The 20,126-nt window shown below is 64.9% G+C and carries 14 protein-coding genes and 1 tRNA gene; 5 read left to right on the forward strand and 10 right to left on the reverse strand.

Annotated features, from left to right (window positions below; translation table 11 throughout):
• Positions 1-71 precede the first annotated feature (71 nt).
• Positions 72-147: transfer RNA gene (locus PSV40_RS02425), tRNA-Lys, on the forward strand.
• A gap of 116 nt (positions 148-263) precedes the next feature.
• Here the strand turns inward: PSV40_RS02425 and PSV40_RS02430 are convergent.
• The 7 genes from PSV40_RS02430 to dapC all read right to left on the reverse strand — a co-directional run bounded on the left by PSV40_RS02430 (position 264) and on the right by dapC (position 8,355).
• Positions 264-767, reverse strand: a complete 504-nt coding sequence (locus tag PSV40_RS02430; protein WP_300533699.1) for a hypothetical protein — start codon at positions 765-767, stop codon at positions 264-266.
• A 93-nt stretch (positions 768-860) separates the two neighbouring features.
• Positions 861-2,882, reverse strand: a complete 2,022-nt coding sequence (locus PSV40_RS02435; RefSeq protein WP_300533702.1) for an ATP-binding cassette domain-containing protein — start codon at positions 2,880-2,882, stop codon at positions 861-863.
• 72 nt (positions 2,883-2,954) lie between these two features.
• Positions 2,955-3,845, reverse strand: a complete 891-nt coding sequence (prmB, locus tag PSV40_RS02440; protein WP_300533704.1) for a 50S ribosomal protein L3 N(5)-glutamine methyltransferase — start codon at positions 3,843-3,845, stop codon at positions 2,955-2,957.
• Positions 3,842-5,035, reverse strand: coding sequence for a succinyl-diaminopimelate desuccinylase (gene dapE / locus PSV40_RS02445; RefSeq protein WP_300533706.1), 1,194 nt, complete (start codon positions 5,033-5,035; stop codon positions 3,842-3,844). The genes prmB and dapE overlap by 4 nt, the downstream gene beginning before the upstream one ends.
• Before the next feature lie 32 nt (positions 5,036-5,067).
• Positions 5,068-6,249 carry a PilT/PilU family type 4a pilus ATPase gene (locus tag PSV40_RS02450; RefSeq protein WP_300533795.1) on the reverse strand — a complete coding sequence of 394 codons (1,182 nt, stop codon included), beginning with the start codon at positions 6,247-6,249 and terminating at the stop codon, positions 5,068-5,070.
• Positions 6,250-6,316: 67 nt separating this feature from the next.
• Entirely contained in the window at positions 6,317-7,144 is an 828-nt protein-coding gene (dapD, locus tag PSV40_RS02455; RefSeq protein ID WP_300533708.1) for a 2,3,4,5-tetrahydropyridine-2,6-dicarboxylate N-succinyltransferase, read from the reverse strand.
• An 11-nt stretch (positions 7,145-7,155) separates the two neighbouring features.
• Entirely contained in the window at positions 7,156-8,355 is a 1,200-nt protein-coding gene (dapC, locus tag PSV40_RS02460; protein ID WP_300533711.1) for a succinyldiaminopimelate transaminase, read from the reverse strand.
• Positions 8,356-8,700: 345 nt separating this feature from the next.
• Here dapC and smc point away from each other — a divergent pair, with 345 nt between their 5' ends.
• The 3 genes from smc (at position 8,701) to ligA (ending at position 15,585) form a co-directional block, all read left to right on the forward strand.
• Positions 8,701-12,234, forward strand: coding sequence for a chromosome segregation protein SMC (gene smc / locus PSV40_RS02465; RefSeq protein WP_300533714.1), 3,534 nt, complete (start codon positions 8,701-8,703; stop codon positions 12,232-12,234).
• 136 nt (positions 12,235-12,370) lie between these two features.
• The gene (locus PSV40_RS02470; RefSeq protein ID WP_300533716.1) at positions 12,371-13,435 is read left to right on the forward strand and encodes a cell division protein ZipA C-terminal FtsZ-binding domain-containing protein; all 1,065 of its coding nucleotides are present in this window, start codon (positions 12,371-12,373) and stop codon (positions 13,433-13,435) included.
• A gap of 11 nt (positions 13,436-13,446) precedes the next feature.
• Positions 13,447-15,585, forward strand: a complete 2,139-nt coding sequence (gene ligA, locus PSV40_RS02475; protein WP_300533719.1) for an NAD-dependent DNA ligase LigA — start codon at positions 13,447-13,449, stop codon at positions 15,583-15,585.
• Between the two features lie 6 nt (positions 15,586-15,591).
• Here the strand turns inward: ligA and PSV40_RS02480 are convergent, their stop codons facing one another.
• Positions 15,592-16,041, reverse strand: coding sequence for a YbaN family protein (locus PSV40_RS02480; RefSeq protein WP_300533722.1), 450 nt, complete (start codon positions 16,039-16,041; stop codon positions 15,592-15,594).
• 95 nt (positions 16,042-16,136) lie between these two features.
• Here PSV40_RS02480 and def point away from each other — a divergent pair, with 95 nt between their 5' ends.
• Positions 16,137-16,676 carry a peptide deformylase gene (def, locus tag PSV40_RS02485; RefSeq protein ID WP_300533724.1) on the forward strand — a complete coding sequence of 180 codons (540 nt, stop codon included), beginning with the start codon at positions 16,137-16,139 and terminating at the stop codon, positions 16,674-16,676.
• An 18-nt stretch (positions 16,677-16,694) separates the two neighbouring features.
• On the opposite strand, the gene PSV40_RS02490 is transcribed toward def, so the two are convergent.
• Together PSV40_RS02490 and PSV40_RS02495 are read right to left on the reverse strand one after the other, a co-directional pair.
• Entirely contained in the window at positions 16,695-17,225 is a 531-nt protein-coding gene (locus PSV40_RS02490; protein WP_300533727.1) for an OmpA family protein, read from the reverse strand.
• A gap of 232 nt (positions 17,226-17,457) precedes the next feature.
• Positions 17,458-20,100, reverse strand: a complete 2,643-nt coding sequence (locus tag PSV40_RS02495; protein ID WP_300533730.1) for a [protein-PII] uridylyltransferase — start codon at positions 20,098-20,100, stop codon at positions 17,458-17,460.
• Positions 20,101-20,126 lie beyond the last annotated feature (26 nt).

The following is a 20,126-nucleotide window of genomic DNA, read 5'->3' on the forward strand; positions in this document are numbered from 1 at the left end:
AAGAGCCAAAAAATGACGCTATAATTTGAGGCTGTTCTGCATCACGCAGTACAGACCAGGGAGAAATCCTTGGGGCCTTAGCTCAGTTGGTAGAGCAGCGGACTTTTAATCCGTTTGTCGTGGGTTCGACCCCCGCAGGCCCCACCAAATTTTAAAGCGCCTGACTGCAAAGTCAGGCGCTTTTTCTTTGCCTTGTGTTTGATCGGTACGTCGTTTCAAGTCGCCGGCACCATCCTGACGGCTTCATGGCCGGCAGCGAACATTCAGGCGGAGTAGCCCAGCAGAGGCACTTCCAATTGCGCCTGCTGCGCCACGCGAATGCAGTCTTTCATGTGTTCCTCGCCCAGATAACGGATGGCCGCATAACCGACGGTGGCGGCGACGATCTGGCCGGCGAAGGGCACGTACCTGGCGAGTTGTTTGGTGGTCAGCCGCATGCCGATTTTGGTGGTGGCCTTGAGGATCAGGTCGCGGCTGATGAACTTGCCGATCAGCACCGAGCCAACCAGGGTGACGGCTTTCTGGACCTGGTCGCGTTTTTTCGGATCGAGCAGGTCGAGCTGCTGCGGCGTGAGGCCAAACTCCCGGTTGATTTCAGGAATCAGCCGGGACAGCATGGCGGCATCGACCGCCCAGTCGAGGCCGGGCACCGGCACGGCGCTGGCCGCGGCGGCGACCATGGCGCGTTTGTTGAGAAGCTTGCGGCTGCGAATCACCGCGGCCGCAAGGGCCGCGTCGTCTGAAGCCATCTGGAGGGCGGTAGGCATGAATGCACTTTAGCGCGAAATGCCCGGCGGGGTTAGCGCCGCAAGCCCAACCCCGTCCGCTTAACGCCCGGTTAACCTCCGCTCCAGGCGGGCTCAGGCCAGCGAGGTTTCGATCTGCTCGGTGAGTTCCAGCCAGCGCTCTTCCAGCGTGCCCAGCTCGGTGTCGATCACCTTCAGGCGCTTGCCGGACTGCGCCATTTCCGCCGGCGCGGTGGTCGTTGCCAGCGAGGCCTGCAGGCTGTCGCGTTCCGCGGTCAGCGACTGCATGCGGGCGTCGATTTTTTCCAGTTCCTTGCGCAACGGTTTGGTCGTGTCCGACTGCTGTTGCCGACGCTGTGCATCGTCCTTCTTGCCGGCCGGCTTTTTTGCATCAAAAGTGGCTGCAGCCCCCGTCACTGTTGCGCTGGCAGCTACTGTTTTAGTAGCAGCTGCGGCCTGTGCAGCGGTGCTGGTGGACTTTTTGGCTTCTTCGCGCTGGCGTTTGGCTTCGTCGAGCAGATAGCGCTGGTAGTCGTCGAGGTCGCCGTCGAACGGCGCAACGCCGCCGCGCGAGACCATCCAGAACTCGTCGCACACGGCTCTCAAGAGGGCACGATCGTGGCTCACCAGCATGACCGTGCCTTCAAACTCGTTGAGTGCCATCGACAAGGCTTCACGGGTGGCCAGGTCCAGGTGGTTGGTCGGCTCATCGAGCAGCAGCAGGTTGGGGCGCTGCCAGACGATCATGCACAGCACCAGGCGGGCTTTTTCGCCGCCGCTCATGCTGCCGACGGCCTGCTTGACCATGTCGCCGCCGAAATTGAAGTTGCCCAGGAAACTGCGCAAGTCCTGCTCGCGGGTTTGCTGGCCGCCTATCTTGCCGGCGGCGGTGACTTCCTTGACGAGCCGGATCATGTGTTCCAGCGGGTTGTCGGCCGGGCGCAGCACGTCGAGTTCCTGCTGCGCAAAGTAGCCGATGTTCAGGCCCTTGCCCTCCAGCATCTCGCCACTGAGGGGGGCCAGCGCACGCGCGATGGTCTTGACCACGGTGGACTTGCCCTGGCCGTTGGCGCCCAGGATGCCGATGCGCTGGCCGGCCAGCACCGACTTGCTGACGTTCTGCACGATGACCGTGGGCGGTGTGCCTTCGGGCGCATCGGCCGGCGGCGGATAGCCGAAGTCGACGTGCTGCATCGAGAGCATGGGGTTGGGCAGGTTCGCCGGTTCCTTGAACTCGAAGGTGAAGTCGGCCTCTGCCAGCAACGGCGCGATTTTCTCCATGCGGTCCAGCGCCTTGACCCGGCTTTGCGCCTGCTTGGCCTTGCTGGCCTTGGCCTTGAAACGTGCAATGAATTTCTGCAGGTGGGCAATCTTGTCCTGCTGCTTGTTGAAAGCACCCTGCTGCAGCGCCATCTGCTCGGCGCGCAGGTCTTCAAATTTGCTGTAGTTGCCGCCGTAACGGGTCAGCTTGGCGCTTTCGATGTGCACGGTGACATCGGTCACGGCATCGAGAAACTCGCGGTCATGGCTGATGACCAGCATGGTGCCCTGGTAACGCTTGAGCCAGGCCTCGAGCCAGACCAGCGCGTCCAGGTCCAGGTGGTTGGTCGGTTCGTCGAGCAGCAGCAGGTCGGACGGGCACATCAGCGCGCGCGCCAGCTGCAGGCGCATGCGCCAGCCGCCGGAAAAGCTGTTGACCGGGTTGTCGAGTTCGCTGAGCTTGAAACCCAGGCCGAGGATCAGCGCCTGGGCACGGGCCGGCGCGTCGTGTGCGCCCGAGTCGTAGAGCTCCATGTAGGCATGCGCCATGCGGTCGCCGTCACCGCTGGCTTCGGCGGCATCAACCTCGGCCTGCGCGGCCTGCAGCACCACGTCGCCTTCAATCACGTAGCTGGTGGCGCTTTGCTCGGTTTCGGGCATGTCCTGGGCGACCTGCGCCATGCGCCACTGGGCGGGGATGTAGAACTCGCCACCGTCTTCATGCAGCGTGCCGTTGAGCATGGCAAACAGCGAGGACTTGCCCGCGCCATTGCGCCCCACCAGACCGACTTTTTCGCCGGGGTTGAGGGTGACAGACGCGCTGTCGAGAATCACTTTGGCGCCGCGACGCAGCACCACGTTTTTAAGGGTAATCATTTAAACCAAGCAGACACAAGAAAAATAGCCAGTCGGCGCGTTGCGCCCCAGTGCTGACCCGAGACGCAAGTCTCAAGCCAGTTGTTGGCGCGTGAGGAGCAGAACCTGGTCGGGGCCGGCGCTGGTTTCAAACCAGAGCGGTTCCAGGTGCGGGAAGGCGCGTTCAAAATGCTCGCGCTCGTTGCCGATTTCCAGCACCAAAACACCATTTTCGCTCATATGGCCGGCCGCGTTTAGAAAAAGGCTTCGAATGAAGTCCATGCCATCCTCGCCACCGGCCAGCGCCAAGGCCGGCTCGGCCCTGAATTCGGCCGGCAAGGCGGCCATGGTGGCAGCATTGACATAGGGCGGGTTGCACAGAATCAGGTCATACGGACCGGGGCAGGCGGCCAGTCCGTCAGACTCGATGAGGGTGATGCGCGACTGCAACTCATGGACGTCCACGTTGATGCTGGCCACGGCCAGGGCGTCGGTGCTGATGTCGGCAGCGTCAACCTGCACGTCGGGATAACACATGGCCGCCAGCACGGCCAGGCTGCCGTTGCCGGTGCACAGGTCGAGCACGCGGTGCGTGGAGTCGCTGAGCCAGGGGTCTATGCTTTCATCGACCAGCAGCTCCGCAATCAGCGAGCGCGGAATGATCACGCGTTCATCGACATAAAACGGCACGCCCTGCAGCCAGGCCTCCCGCGTCAGGTAGGCGGCGGGTTTGCGGGTGTTGATGCGTGCTTCCAGAAGGAGAGCAACCTTTTCAGTATCGGCGGGGGATACAGGCGTATTTTCCACTTCGTCCAGCTCGTCCAGCGGCAGGCCCAGCGACCACAGCACCAGCCAGGCGGCTTCGTCAAAAGCCGTCAGCGTGCCCTGGCCAAAGCCGTCGGCCAGCGTGAGGCCGGCCGCCTCGAGCTGGTCGGCCCAGTGTTCGACCAGCGCGATGACGGTTGTCGGCTGCGCGGGGTTCACAGCGCGGCCAGGCGCTCCAGCACGCCTTTGTAGATGTTTTTGAGCGGGTCCAGCGAGCTGACCAGAACGTGTTCATCGATCTTGTGGATGGACGCATTGATCGGGCCGAACTCGATCAGCTGCGGACAGATGCTGGCGATAAAACGCCCGTCGCTGGTGCCGCCGGTGGTCGACAGCTCGGTCTGCAGACCGGTCTCAACGCGTATAGACTCGCTGACGGCTTGGACCAGCTCGCCGGGCGTGGTCAGAAAGGGCTGGCCGCCCAGGGTCCAGGCCAGCGTGTAGTCGAGCTGGTGTTTTTGCAGGACGGCCTCGAGCCGCGTTTTCAGGCTGTAGTCCGTCGATTCGGTGGAAAAGCGGAAGTTGAAATCCACCACCAGCTCGCCCGGGATGATGTTGGACGCACCGGTGCCGCCGTGCACATTCGACACCTGCCAGCTGGTGGCCGGGAAAAAGGTGTTGCCCTTGTCCCATTCGGTCGCCACCAGCTCGGCCAGCGCGGGGGCAAAGTCGTGAATCGGATTTTTGGCCAGATGCGGGTAGGCGATGTGGCCCTGCACGCCCTTGACGGTGAGCTTGCCGCTCAAGGTGCCGCGGCGGCCGTTCTTGATCATGTCGCCGAGCTGGTCCACCGAGGTCGGTTCGCCGACGATGCAGTAGTCGAGCACCTCGCCGCGGGCCTTCAACTGCTGGACGACCACGGCGGTGCCGTCCACCGACGGGCCTTCCTCGTCGCTGGTGATCAAAAAGGCGATGGACAGATTCGGTTGCGGGTTGGCCGCGAGAAATTCCTCCACCGCCACCACCATGGCCGCGATCGAGGTTTTCATGTCGGCGGCGCCGCGCCCGTACAACACGCCGTCGCGGTGGCTGGGTGTGAAGGGCGGGCTGGTCCACTGATCGAGCGGGCCGGTCGGCACCACATCGGTGTGGCCGGCAAAGACCAGGGTTTTCGGTGCTATCGAATTGGAAGCTGCCTGCGCCCGTCCTGCCTGGGCTACAGGGCTAAAACCCTTGAATTTTGCCCACAGGTTGGTGACGCGGAAGTGTTCCGGCCCGCTGACGATGGTTTCACAGTCAAAACCCAGCGCCTGCAGGCGCGCGGCCAGGAGGGCCTGGCAACCCGCGTCGTCGGGCGTCGCCGAGGGCCGGGAAATCAGTTGTTCAGCAAGTCGGAGTGTGGAAGACATGAAGAAGGAGAAGAAGGATGCCGGGGCTGCTTTTACGGGTTGCCATAACCGGTGTTGCCGGTCTTGGTGTCGTGCCGGACATCGAGTGTGATTTCGGTGAAGGACGCTTCCTCGTCCTCTTCTTCCGGCTCTTCCGCCGCCTTGGCGGCCATGGCGAAGTCGTTTTCCAGGCGCCACATCAGGTTGGTCGGCGAGTCGGCATACAACAGGCCTTCCTTGCGCGTGACGGTGCCGTTGACGATTAGCTTGGCAATGTCCTGCTCGAAGGTCTGCGAGCCCTCGGCCAGGGACTTCTCCATCGCCTCCTTGACGCCGGAGAAGTCGCCTTTTTCGATCAGCTCGGAGATCAGCTTGGTATTGAGCATGACTTCCACCGCCGGCGTGCGGCTACCGGCCTGCGTGCGCAGCAGGCGCTGCGAAACGATGGCCTTCATCGCCGCGCCGAGGTCGCCGAGCATGGTGGTACGCACCTCGACCGGGTAAAAACTCAGGATGCGGTTGAGCGCCTGGTAGCTGTTGTTGGCGTGCATGGTGGCCAGGCAGAGGTGACCGGACTGCGCATAGGCAATCGCGGCCGACATGGTTTCGCGGTCACGGATCTCGCCGATCAGGATCACGTCGGGCGCCTGGCGCAGCGCGTTTTTCAGCGCCACCTGCAGCGACTGCGTGTCGCTGCCGACCTCGCGCTGGTTGACCACCGACTTCTTGTTGGTGAACAAAAACTCGACCGGGTCTTCGATGGTCAGGATGTGACCGGGCATGGTCGCGTTGCGGTGGTCCATCATGGACGCCAGGGTGGTGCTTTTGCCGGCGCCGGTGGAGCCCACCATCAGCAACAGCCCGCGTTTTTCCATGATCAGGTCGGCCAGGATGGGCGGTACGTTGAGGCTCTCGAGCGGCGGAATTTCACCGGGCACGTAACGGATCACGGCCGCATAGGTGCTGCGCTGCCTGAAACCGCTGATGCGGAAATTGCCGACGCCGGCCAGCGGAAAACCCATGTTGAGCTCGCCGAGTTCTTCGAGCTCCTCGATACGCTCGGGCGGCAGCACCTCGGCCAGCAGGTTGCGCGGTGCTTCGGGCGGCAGGATCTGGCTGTTGATCGGAATGGCCTCGCCGTTGATCTTGATGAGGGCCGGCGAATGGGCCGACAGATAGACGTCCGAAGCCTTTTTATCGGCCATCAAACGCAGGATTCGTTCCATCGTGCTCATGGTCTGCGCATTCATCGTCGGTTCCGATCAATCAATCAGTCAATCAGTCAATCAGTCAATCAGTCAATCAGTCACGAAGGAGGTCGTTCAGGCTGGTGGTCGCGCGGGTTTTGGCGTCCACCTTTTTGACGATCACCGCGCAATACAGTGAATATTTGCCACCGGCCTTGGGCAGGTTGCCCGACACGACGACAGAACCGGCCGGAATGCGGCCATAAGTCACGGTATCCGCCTCGCGGTCATAAATGGGTGTGCTCTGGCCGATGTAGACACCCATGGAAATGACGGAGTTTTCCTCGACGATGACACCTTCAACCACTTCGGACCGCGCGCCGATGAAGCAGTTGTCTTCAATGATGGTCGGGTTGGCCTGCAGCGGTTCGAGCACGCCGCCCAGACCGACGCCGCCGGACAGGTGCACGTTTTTGCCGACCTGCGCGCAGCTGCCGACGGTGGCCCAGGCGTCCACCATGGTGCCTTCGTCCACGTAAGCGCCGATGTTCACGTAGCTAGGCATCAGGATCGCGCCCTTGGCGATGTAACTGCCGCGGCGGGCCACGGCCGGCGGCACCACACGCACGCCGCTTTCCTTCATTTCCTGTTCGCTCAGGTGCGAGAACTTGGTCGGCACCTTGTCATAGAAGCCCAGGTCACCGGCGCGCATCAGCACGTTGTCTTTCAGGCGAAAGCTCAGCAGCACGGCCTTCTTGATCCACTGGTGCGTGGTCCACTGGCCCACACCCTGGCGCGTGGCGACGCGCAGGCGGCCGGCGTTGAGTTCGGAAATCGTGTGCTCGACCGCATCCTGGATCTCTTTGGACGCAGCCTGCGGCGACAGGTTGGCGCGGTCTTCCCAGGCGGCGTTGATGATGCTTTGCAGTTGGTCTTGATTCATTTTTTTTCAGATCAGGTGGATTGGATAAATTGAACGATTCTTTCGGCAGCTTCCACACATTCAGCGGTTTCAGCCACCAGCGCCATGCGGATGCGCCCGGTACCGGGGTTGTGGCCCCGGGCTTCGCGGGCAAGGTAACTGCCGGGCAACACCACCACATTGTAAAGAGCGAGCAGTTCGCGCGAAAACGCGGGGTCGTTGTTGTCAAAACGTGCCGGAATCTGCGCCCACAGGTAAAACCCGGCGTCAGGCAGGGCCACGTCCATGACATTGGCGAGCAGGGGGGTGACCTGGGCAAACTTTTCGCGGTACAGCGCGCGGTTCTCGACCACATGTTTCTCGTCGTTCCAGGCGGCGATGCTGGCCGCCTGCACGATGGGGCTCATGGCGCTGCCGTGGTAGGTGCGGTAAAGCAAAAAGGGCTTGATCAGCGCCGCGTCACCGGCGACAAAGCCGCTGCGCAGGCCCGGCACATTGCTGCGTTTGGACAGGCTGGTCAGCGCGATGATGTTTTTGAAGTCGTGCCGGCCCAACTGCGCCGCGGCCTGCAGCGAGCCCAGCGGCGGCTCGTCGCGGAAATAGATCTCGCTGTAACACTCGTCCGAGGCAATGACAAAGCCGTACCGGTCGCTCAGTTCAAACAGCAGCTTCCACTCGTCCAGACCCATGACCGCGCCGGTCGGGTTGCCGGGCGAGCAGACAAACAGCAACTGCGTTTTTGCCCAGACCTCCTGCGGCACGGCGGCCCAGTCCACCGCGAAGTTGCGCGCCGGGTCGCTGGGTGCAAACCAGGTGTCCGCACCGGCCAGCAGCGCCGCGCCTTCGTAGATTTGATAGAACGGGTTCGGGCTGACCACCGTCGCGCCGGGCAGCGTGGGGTCGATGACAGTCTGCGCCAGCGCAAACAGCGCCTCGCGCGAGCCGTTGACCGGCAGGATCTGCGTCGCCGGGTCCAGCGCCAGGCCGTAACGGCGCTGAAGCCAGTCGGCCATGGCCTGCCGCAGTTTCGGCTCGCCAGCGGTGGCCGGGTAGCTGGCGAGTCCGGCCAGGCTGGCGCTCAGGGCGGTCTTGATCAGTTCCGGCGTCGCATGCCGGGGCTCGCCAATGCCCAGGCTGATGGGGCGGTAGGCCGGGTTCGGCGTGACGTCGGCGTGGAGCTGGCGCAGCCGCTCGAAGGGGTAGGGCTGCAGGCGTTTCAACAGTGGATTCATGGCCCGGATTATCCCGTGTGAACGCCACGCAGGTGGCGGCCGGCCAGCCACCGAAGCTTCTTTGCTACGAAAAGAATAGCTGCCGGCGCAGGAGGTACAAGGGCTGGAGGCCATTTTGATGCATGAATTCAGGCGGGAGCCGGCCACGAGAGGGTGCGCCGCCACCACCCCCTTGGCCCGCATGGCGCCGGTCACCATTTTTTACAGCGGCTTGGGTGTCGGGCTCGGGTAACATTGCGGGCTGTGCATTGCCTGAAGCAAGCCGGGCATTCCAGAAAAATGCCATACAAATCAACTGCTTAGCTTCAAAGGTCTCCCAGCGCCAGGAAAAAAACAGGGTCCGCCGTGCGTCTCAATTCAATCAAGTTATCCGGCTTCAAATCGTTCGCGGAGCCGACCAATTTCGTGCTGCCGGGCCAACTGATCGGCGTGGTCGGCCCCAACGGCTGCGGCAAGTCCAACATCATGGATGCTGTGCGCTGGGTGCTCGGCGAGAGCAAGGCCAGCGAGCTGCGCGGTGAATCCATGCAGGACGTGATTTTCAACGGCACCAACCTGCGCAAGCCGGCCAGCCGCTCCAGCGTCGAGCTGGTGTTCGACAATGCCGACCACCGTGCCGGCGGCCAGTGGGGCCAGTTTGCCGAAATTGCCGTCAAGCGCGTGCTCACGCGTGACGGCACCTCCAGCTACTACCTGAACAACCAGCCGGTGCGCCGGCGCGACGTGCAGGACGTGTTCCTCGGCACCGGCCTGGGCCCACGCGCCTACGCCATCATCGGCCAGGGCACGATCAGCCGCATCATCGAGTCCAAGCCTGAAGAGCTGCGCCTGTTCCTCGAAGAAGCGGCCGGCGTGTCCAAGTACAAGGAACGCCGGCGCGAAACCGCCAACCGCCTGAGCGACACGCGCGAAAACCTGACCCGTGTCGAAGACATCCTGCGCGAGCTCAATGCCAACCTCGAAAAACTCGAGAAGCAGGCCGAGGTTGCGCTGCGCTACAACACGCTGCACGCCGACGCCACGCTCAAGCAGCATCAGCTCTGGTTCCTCAAACGCGCCGAAAGCGAAGCCGACCAGGCCAAGGTCAAGGCCGACGCCGCCAAGTCGGTCAACGATCTCGAAAGCCGCATCGCCGACCTGCGCCATATCGAAGCCGACCTGGAAACCATCCGCCAGGCGCATTACGCCGCCGGCGACCACGTGAATCAGGCCCAGGGCAAGCTGTACGAAGCCAGCGCCGAAGTCGGCCGGCTCGAGGCCGAAATCCGTTTTGTGGTCGAAGGCCGGCAACGCGTCGAGCAGCGCCTGGCGCAACTCAAGGAACAAACCAGCCAGTGGGCCGCGCGCAAGGAAGAGGCCGCGCTGGAAACCGAAACCCTGACCGAGCGGGCGATTCAGGCCGAAGAGCAGGCCGAGCTGCTGGCCGCGCAGAGCGAAGACCAGGCCGGCCAGTTGCCCGCCCTCGAAGAAGCGCTGCGCGCCGCGCAATCCAAAGCCAATGAGCAGCGCAGCAGCGTGGGCCAGGTGCAGCAGCAGATCCAGGTGCTGGCCGCCGACCAGCGCAACATCGAGGAACAGTCGCGCACCCTGAGCCTGCGCCACGAGCGCCTGACGGCCGACAAAAACGCACTCAACGCGCCCGACGAAGCCCGCCTCCTCAACCTGAACACCCAGTTCGCCGCAGCCAGGGAAGCGCAGGACGAAGCCGAGGCCCGCCTGCACGAACTGACCGACAGCGTGCCCCAGCTCGACGAAGACCGGCGTGCCAAACAGCAGGCCGTCAACACCGAATCGGCGAAACAGGCCGAGCTGTCCGCGCGCATGGAAGCGCTCAAGGCGCTGCAGGAAAAAGTCAAGACCGATGGCAAGCTCAAACCCTGGCTGGCCAAACATGGCCTGGACGGTCTGCAGGGCCTGTGGAGCCGCATCCATATCGAGCAGGGCTGGGAAAATGCCCTCGAAGCCGCGCTGCGCGAGCGGCTTGGCGCACTCGAAGTTTCGCGCCTGGACATGGTGCGTGGTTTTGCCGGCACGGACGGGCGCGACACACCGCCGGCCAAACTCTCGTTTTATTCGCCGCCAACGGCCGCCGCACCGGCTAGCGCTTCCGCAAGCGGCCTCAAACCCCTGGCCGATCTGCTGCGTCTGGGCGATGCCGGCCAGACGGCGCTGCTGGGCGACTGGCTGCACGGCTGCCTGACCGCGACCAGCCTCGACGAAGCCCTGGCGGCGCGCCAGAAGCTGCAGGCGGGTGAAGTCATTTACGTGAAAAGCGGCCACGCGGTCACGCTGCACAGCGTGAGTTTTTACGCCCAGGATTCCGAGCAGGCCGGCCTGCTGGCCCGCGCGCAGGAAATCGAAAACCTCGAAAAACAGCTGCGCGCCCAGGCCCTGATCAGCGACGAGGCACGCAGCGCATTGATTCGCGCCGAAGCGGCTTATGCCGATGCGGCCCAGCGCCTGGCCACGGCGCGCCGCGAGACCGCCGAAGGCCAGAGCCGCACCCATGAGCTGCAGGTCGAGGTGCTGCGCCTGACGCAGCTGGCTGAACAGACCCGGGCGCGCAGCGAACAGATTGCCGGCGACCTCGCGGAAATCGACGCGCAGATGAACGAGCTGCAGGAGCGCCGGGTAACGGCCGAAGGGCGCTTTGAAGAGCTGGACATGCAGCTGGCCGACAGCCAGGAGCGCCACGCCCAGCTCGACGACCGCGTCATCGAGGCCGAGCGCAAACTCAACGAATCACGCGAGCAGCAGCGCGCGCTGGAACGCCAGTCGCAGGAAGCGCAATTTGCGCTGCGCAGCCTGGCCTCGCGCCGCGACGAACTGACGCGCTCCATGGCCATCGCCGCGCAGCAGGCCGCGTCGATTGCCGGGGATGAAGAACGCGCCAAAGAGGAACTCTCGCGCCTGACGGATGCCGCAGCACAGGCCGGGCTGCAGGATGCGCTCAACGTCAAGCTCGAGCGCGAGGCTGACCTGGGTGCCAAGCGCAGCCAGTACGACGACCTGACCACCAAGCTGCGGGCCAGCGACGAGCGCCGCCTGCAGCTGGAGCGGGAACTCGAGCCGCTGCGCCAGCGCATCACCGAATTCCAGCTCAAGGAGCAGGCCGCACGCCTGGGCTTTGAGCAATACGCGCAACTGCTGGAGGACGCACAGGCCGATATCACCGCCGTCGAGTTGTCCATCCAGACCGGCAATGTGCGCCTGACCGGCCTGCAGGGCGAGATCGACCGCATCAACCGCGAGATCCAGTCCCTGGGCGCCGTGAACCTGGCCGCGCTGGACGAACTCAGCAGCGCCCGCGAACGCAAGCAGTTCCTCGACGCGCAGTCGGCCGACCTGAACGAAGCCATGACGACGCTGGAAGATGCGATCAAGAAGATCGACGCCGAAACGCGCGACCTGCTGTCGAGCACCTTCGAGACGGTGAATCGCCATTTCGGCGAGATGTTCCCGCGCCTGTTCGGAGGCGGCAACGCCAAGCTGATGATGACCGGCGAGGAAATCCTCGATGCCGGCGTGCAGGTGCTGGCCCAGCCGCCGGGCAAGAAAAACCAGACCATCCATTTGCTGTCAGGCGGCGAAAAGGCCCTGACCGCGATTGCGCTGGTGTTTGCGATCTTCCAGCTCAATCCCGCACCGTTCTGCCTGCTCGACGAGGTGGACGCGCCGCTGGACGATGCCAACACCGAGCGTTATGCCAAGCTGGTGGCCAGCATGAGCAAGGAAACCCAGTTCCTCTTCATCAGCCACAACAAGATCGCCATGGAAATGGCCGAACAGCTGATCGGCGTCACCATGCAGGAGCAGGGCGTCTCGCGCATTGTTGCCGTGGACATGGAAGCGGCGCTCGGTTTCGCGGAGGCTGCATGACGAATGTCTGTAAAGCGCGCATACCGAGGGTTTCCCAGTCAAGCAGGGGCCGCGGAACCGGCTTCGCCGGGCCGCAGGCGCAGCGGCCCCCCCGGGGGGCAGGGAGTTACGCGAAGCGAACGACCGTGGGGGCCCGATGAGCACACTCCAGATCAGTTTGGCCATACTTGGCGGTTTGATTCTTGCGATCGTGGTGGCCCACAGCACCTGGTCCGCCCGCAAAAACCTGCCGCGGCGCGCCACGCCCGACCCGGCGGCCACCCCGGCCGTGGAGCCGGTCGGCGAGCCTTCCTTTGACACCGAACCAGAGCGCCGGGAGCCCGGTTTTGACCGCGACTCCGGCTTGGACGCGCTGACCGCCCTGACCGCGCCAGAGAAAAAACCCGGGCTCGATGCGCTGATCGACGTCATTGCGCCGATGTTGGTGGACGCGCCGGTCTCGGGCGAGGCCGCCCTGGCAGCCATGCCTGCCACGCGCCGCGCCGGCAGCAAGCCGTTTGCAGTGGAAGGCCTGAATGTCGCCACCGGGGCCTGGGAAACCCCGTTCGCGGGCCAGCGCTACAGCGCCTTCCAGGCCGGCGTGCAGCTGGCCAACCGAACGGGCGCGCTGAACCAGATCGAGTTTTCGGAATTTGTCATCAAGGCGCAGGCCTTTGCCGACGCGATTGACGGCCAGCCCGAGTTTCCCGACATGCTCGACGAGGTCGCCCGGGCACGTGAACTGGACACCTTTGCCAGCGCTCATGATGCGCAGCTGAGCTTCACGCTGCGCGCGAAGAACACCGCCTGGAGCCCCGGTTATGTGCACCAGAGCGCCGCCAAGCTCGGCTTTGTCACCGGCTCCATCCCGGGCCGCATGGTGCTGCCGGCCAGCGAGTCCGGCCATGCGCCCATCCTGGGGCTGGCCTTCGACACGCAGGCGGCCATGGCCGAGGACCCCGAGCAGACCGCCTTGCGCGAGCTGACGCTGTCGCTGGACGTGCCGCAGGTGCTGCGTTCCGAACAACCGTTTGTGCGCATGTGCGAAGCCGCGATCACGCTGGCCGCCAGCATGGACGGCGTGATCATCGACGACCAGGGCCAGCCTATCCGGCCCGAGGCCATGGAAGTCATCCACGCCGACCTGGAGCAGCTCTACGACACACTGGAAGGCCGCGACATGCCGGCCGGCTCGGCTCTGGGCCGGCGCCTGTTCTCCTGAATTTTCTTCCCATGGTCACCCCTGACATGTTTGCGCCGCCCGAGCCGCGGAAAACGCCGACGCCCGCCGAACGCGCCGCGGCCTTGCGGGCCCAGCTCGACGAACACGCGCACCGCTACTACGTGCTCGATGAGCCGGCCATTCCGGACGCCGAATACGACCGGCTGTTCCTGGAGCTGCAGGCGCTGGAAGCGCTGCACCCCGAACTGGCCAGCCCGGATTCGCCGACCCGGCGGGTCGGTGGCCGGCCGCTGGACCAGTTCGCCAGCGTGCGCCATGCCGTGCCCATGCTGAGCATCCGCACCGAAACCGACACCGAGGCGACGGGTGCGAAAAATTTCGATGTGCGCGTGCGCAAGGAGCTCGGACTCGGGGAGGGTGATGCACCGGTGGAATACGTGGTCGAACTCAAGTTCGACGGCCTGGCGATCAACCTGCGTTACGAACAGGGCGTGCTGGTGCAGGCGGCCACGCGCGGTGATGGTGAAACCGGCGAGGACGTGACGCAGAACATCCGCACCATCCGGCAGATTCCTCTGCGGCTTCCTGAAGACGCGCCCAGGGTGCTGGAAGTGCGCGGCGAGGTCTACATGCGCCGCGACCAGTTCGAATCGCTCAATGAAAGGCAGCGCGAAAAAATTGCAAAAGGTGCGAAGGGCGAAAAAACCTTTGTGAACCCGCGCAATGCCGCGGCCGGCGCGGTGCGCCAGCTCGACCCGGCGATCGCCGCGCAGCGCCCCCTGAGCTTTTTTGCCTACGGCGTCGGGGAAGTCACGCCGCCGGAAGAAGGCGGGCCGGACTTCGACACCCACTTCCAGTTGCTGCTGACCCTCAAATCATGGGGTTTTCCGGTCGCAGCCCAGACGCAGACTGCGCAAGGCGCTTCTGAATTGATAGCGTTCCACGAGAAGATGGGCCGCGAGCGCGACCAGCTGCCCTATGACATCGACGGCGTGGTCTACAAGGTCAACAGCCTGGCGCTGCAGAAAAAGCTCGGGTTCGTGACGCGCGAGCCGCGTTGGGCCGTGGCGCACAAATACCCCGCCCAGGAGCAGATGACCACGGTGCTGGCGATTGACGTGCAGGTCGGCCGCACCGGCAAACTCACGCCGGTGGCCAAGCTGGCGCCGGTGTTTGTCGGCGGCGTGACCGTGACCAACGCGACGCTGCACAACGAGGACGAAGCCAGGCGCAAGGACGTGCGCATCGGCGACACGGTGATCGTGCGCCGCGCCGGCGACGTGATTCCCGAGGTGGTCAGTGTTGTTCTTCCATCCGTTTTCCCTGAGCCTGTCGAAGGGCTTCGACAGGCTCAACCCGAACGGGGTCCGGTTTTCACCATGCCGCGCACCTGCCCGGTGTGCGGCTCGGACGCCGTGCGGGAAGACGGCGAAGCCGACTACCGCTGCACCGGCGGCTTGTTCTGCGGCGCGCAGCGCAAGGAGGCCATCCTGCATTACGCGCACCGCCGCGCGGTCGAGATCGAGGGCCTGGGCGACAAGCTGGTCGAGCAGCTGGTCGACGCCGGCGTGGTCCGCACCCTGCCAGACCTGTACCGCCTGGGCCTGACGGCGCTGGCCGGCCTGGAGCGCATGGCCGACAAATCCGCCAACAACCTGCTCGCGGCCCTCGAAAAATCCAAGCAGACCACCTTGCCGCGTTTCCTGTTCGGCCTGGGCATCCGCCATGTCGGCGAAGCCACGGCCAAGGAGCTGGCGCGCCATTTCGGCAAGCTCGACGCGATCATGGATGCAACGGAAGAGCAATTGCTCGAGGTCAGCGATGTCGGCCCCATCGTCGCCCAGAGCCTACGTACTTTCTTCGACCAGCCGCACAACCGCGAGGTGGTCGAGCAGCTGCGCGCCTGCGGCGTCACCTGGCCGGAAGGCGAACCGGCGGCGCGCGCGCCACAGCCGCTGTCGGGCAAGACTTTTGTCATCACCGGCACGCTGCCCTCGCTGAGCCGCGACGAGGCCAAGGACAGGGTGGAAGCTGCGGGCGGCAAGGTGGCGGGCTCGGTCAGCAAAAAAACCGATTTTGTGGTCGCTGGCACGGAAGCAGGCAGCAAGCTGACCAAGGCGCAGGAGCTGGGGGTGGCCATCATCGACGAAGCAGCCCTGCTGGCGATGCTGGCGGATCCCCCCGCCTGACGGCGTTTACGCCTGTGGCTGCGTGGCTTCGTCGGCGAGGTGTTCGGGCCGGCGCCACAGCCAGGCCAGCACACCCGCCATGCAGCCGATGGCAAGCACGGCCACCCAGCGGTGCGGCACCACCAACAGCATGATGGCGGCGCTCGCGCCCATGACCACCGTGGCCATCCATTTGGCGCGCCGGCGCACCACACCGCCGCGGCGCCACTCGACCAGCATGGGCCCGAAAGAGGTATGGCTTTCCAGCCAGGCCAGCAGGCGCGGCGAGCTGCGGGCGGCGGCCCAGGCCGACAGCAGTACGAAGGGCACCGTCGGCAACACCGGCACAAAGATGCCAATCACACCCAGGGCCAGGCTCACCAGCGCCAAAGCAAGCAGCGCCCAGCGCGTCACCAGGGGAAGCGGGGTGACGGGCCCGGCGGGAAGGGCAGGCGGGCGGAAGGAGGGCTCGGACATGCCCCATTTTGCCGTGCCGCAGGTCACAGGACCGTCCCACCTTCTTTCTGTTTCTGTATGCTCGATGGTTTGACGACAGAGCACACAGGATTTCCATGACCGTACGCGACATTCTCAAAATGGGTGACCCGCGCCTCCTGCGGATAGCCCAGCCCGTGACCGGCTTCGACACCGATGAACTGCACCTGCTGGTGGCCGACATGTTCGAGACCATGCGTGCCGTCAACGGGGCCGGCCTGGCCGCGCCGCAGATCGGCGTGGACCTGCAGCTGGTGATTTTCGGCACGGATGCGGTGAACCCGCGTTACCCCGATGCGCCGCTGGTGCCGCGCACCGTGCTGCTCAACCCGGTCATCACGCCCTTGTCGGACGACGAGGAAAACGGCTGGGAAGGTTGTCTTTCGGTGCCCGGCCTGCGCGGCATGGTGCCACGCTTCGCAAGCATTCGCTACACCGGCTTCGATCCCTATGGCGATCCGATGGACCGGACGGTGGACGGCTTTCACGCACGTGTGGTGCAGCATGAATGTGACCACCTGATGGGGGTGTTGTACCCGATGCGCATCCGGGACTTCACGCAGTTCGGTTACACCGAGGTGCTGTTCCCCGGCCTGGATGCGCCTGAAGACGATTGAGTCATCCCGCCAGGGGTTTCAGCCGGCCTGTGACCCCGGGCGGTCGGCCGGCAGGCGCGCCTTGCCGCCGGAGCCGAACACCGAGCGCCACCAGGCGGCTGAACCTTCGGGCGGCACCGGCGGCGTGGTCGCTACCCGGGCGTCCAGGTAGTCCAGCGTGACGCGGCGGCGGTACCGCGCGACCTCTTCACCGGCCAGCTCGATCAGCGGCCGGGCCGCGCCCCGGCTCTGGATCAGCACCTGCTTGAGCCTGGCGCCGGCCTTGACCAGCGCTGAACGCACGGCCATGGCACGGCGGTCGCCCATCAACCAGAAAAAGCGGTGGCTGCCGGTGCCGCAGCTGTGGCCGGAGACCAGCACCCGCTGCTCGGGCCGGTCGGCCAGCCAAGCCGCATGGGCGGCCAGCAGGTCGTCATAACTCTCTGGCACCAGCCAGTTGTCGGGTTCAAAAAAGACCTGACGGGCCAGGGGCCGGCCGTCGTCGTCGCATTCGCCCGAGGCGTGCAACTGCTGCTCACGGGTCAACAGGGTTTGTGTCTGGGCATGCATGGCAAGCTCCTTGGGTGAAATGTCCGGGTGCCGGACCGGCCACCATGGCTTCCTGGTTGCCGATCCGCAGTTCGTTCATTGTCTGCTTCTGGCAGCCCATCACAAGCCTCAAACAGTGATCATGTGTAACATGAAGAACACCGCTTAACTTATTGATTTAAATAAGTAAACATCATTCTTCGGTGAGCGCCCGGATGGACCGGCCGATCCCGGCCTGTTGCGGCTGGTGCGCTCAGGCCCCGAGGGCTTCGAGCAGTTCGGTCTCGATGGCGATCTGCGCCTTGTTGTGCTGCAGCTCCGGCCCGTCGATCAGGAAGGTGTCTTCCACGCGTTCGCCCAGGGTGGTGACCTTGGCCAGTTGCAGGTTGATGCGGTGGCGGGCCAGCACGCGGGCGATCGAATACAGCAGGCCCACGCGATCGCTGGCCGAGACGCTGAGCAACCAGCGCTGGGCTTTTTCGTCGGGCCGCAGGTCCACGCGCGGGGTGATCGGGAAACTCTTGACGCGGCGCGACACCCGGCCTTTGCCCGGCGGCGGCAGCGGGCCGTTTTCTTCAATCGCCCGGTCCAAGTCGGCTTCGACCATGGCCACGAGTTCCCGGTAGTGGTCGGCCAGGGTCGGGCTGACCACCTGGAAGGTGTCCAGCGCATAACCGGGTGAGCCTTTGGCGGGCTTGGCGGTGTGGACCTTGGCGTCCAGGATGCTGAAACCGGCTTCCTCGAAATAACCGCAGATGCGGGCAAACAGGTCGGGCGCGTCAGGCGTGTACACCAGCACCTGCAGGCCTTCGCCGGCGGCCGAGCGGCGCGCCCGCACAATACATTTGGCCGTGCCCACGTGGCGTGACAGGTGGCGCGCATGCCAGGCGATGTCGCCGGCCTCGTGGCGCATGAAGTAGCTGACGTCCAGCGAGTCCCACAAGGCCTTGTGCGCCTCGAAGGGTTCGGCATGCAGGGCGAGGATGGTCAGGGCCTCGCGTTTGCGGGCCTCGACCTCGGCGTCCGCATCGGGCGCGCGCCCGCCGAGCACGCGCAGCGTGTAGCGGTAGAGGTCTTCGAGCAGCTTGCCTTTCCAGGCATTCCACACCTTGGGGCTGGTGCCGCGGATGTCGGCCACCGTGAGCAGGTAAAGCGCGGTGAGGTAACGCTCGTTGCCGACGCGTTGGGCAAACCCGGCAATGACCTGCGGATCGCTCAGGTCTTCCTTCTGGGCAATACGGCTCATGGTCAGGTGTTCGCCGACCAGGAACTCGATCAGCTTCGCGTCTTCGGCGGCGATGCCGTGCTGGCGGCAAAACACCCGCACGTCCCTGCGGCCGAGCTCGGAATGGTCGCCGCCACGGCCCTTGGCAATGTCATGAAAGAGGGCGGCGACGTACAGGATCCAGGGCTTGTCCCAGCCGGCGGCCAGCTGCGAACACGCCGGGTATTCATGCGCGTGTTCGGCCATGAAAAAGCGCCGCACATTGCGCAGCACCATCAGGATGTGCTGGTCCACCGTGTAGACGTGGAACAGGTCGTGCTGCATCTGCCCGACGATCTGGCGGAACACCCACAGGTAGCGGCCCAGCACCGAGGTCTGGTTCATGAGGCGCATCGCATGGGTGATGCCCGTGGGCTGCTGCATGATCTGCCGGAAAGTGTCGCGGTTGACCGGGTCGCGCCTGAAGCGCGCGTCCATCACGCCGCGTGCGTTGTACAGCGCGCGCAGGGTGCGGGCCGACAGGCCCTTGACGCCCACCGTGGTCTGGTAAACCAGAAAGGTCTCGAGGATGGCGTGCGGGTTGGCCAGGTAGAGGTCGTCGCTGGCCACCTCGATCATGCCGGCCTTGTTCAGGAAACGTTCGTTGATCGGCTGTGGCGCCTGCCCGCTGGGATGGAGCCGCTCCTCGATGTTGAGCAACAGGATCTGGTTGAGCTGGGTCACCGCCTTGGCGGTCCAGTAAAAGCGCTTCATCAGCGCTTCGCTGGCGCGCGAGACCACGCGCCCGGTGTCGCTGTGGGTCAGCGTCGCATAACCGAAGGACTCGGCCACCACGGTCTGCAGGTCGAACACCAGGCGGTCCTCGCGCCGGCCGGCCAGCAGGTGCAGGCGGGCGCGTATCAGGCTCAGCAGGGCTTCGTTGGCCTTGATCTGGCGGACCTCGAAGGCCGTGGCCAGCCCGCTCTGCGCCAGGTCGTCCCAGGATTTGCCCAGCCCGGCCGCGCGCGCCACCCAGAGGATGACCTGCAGGTCGCGCAGGCCGCCCGGCGACTCCTTGCAGTTGGGCTCCAGGGAGTAGGGCGTGTCTTCAAACTTGTTGTGGCGCTGGCGCTGCTCCAGCGTCTTGGCCACGAAAAAGGCCCGCGGATCCAGCACCTCCTCGAGTTGCGTCAGCAGGGCGGCAAACATCGTTCTGGAGCCCGCCAGCAGGCGCGCTTCGAGCAGCGAGGTCTGCACCGTCACGTCCTTGGCGGCTTCCTCGACACAGTCGCCGACCGTGCGCACGCTGGAGCCGATCTCCAGGCCGGTGTCCCAGCAGCTGCCGATGAAGTGCTCGATCCGGGTCTTCAGCGCCGCATCGCTGTCCACCCGGGCGTCGTCGGGCAGCAGCAGCAGGACGTCGACGTCGGAATGCGGAAACAGCTCACCCCGGCCAAACCCGCCGACCGCCACCAGGCCGTAGCCGGCCGGGAATCCGGCGCGCAGCCAGAGCTGGCGCAAGGTGTCGTCGGTGTGCCGGGCCAGCTTGCGCAGCAGGCTGCGGATGCCGCGCGTGGACGCGCCGCTGCCGGCCAGCGAGGTCAGCAGCGCATTTTTGCCGGCCCGGTAGTGCTCACGCAACCGGGCCGTCTCGGTGGTGGGCGACGAAGCGGGCGGCAGCGCGGAAAGCATGGGCGGCAGGCGCTGTGGGCGCGGGA

It is taken from the genome of Polaromonas sp., from assembly GCF_029945925.1.
Classification (GTDB): domain Bacteria; phylum Pseudomonadota; class Gammaproteobacteria; order Burkholderiales; family Burkholderiaceae_C; genus Polaromonas.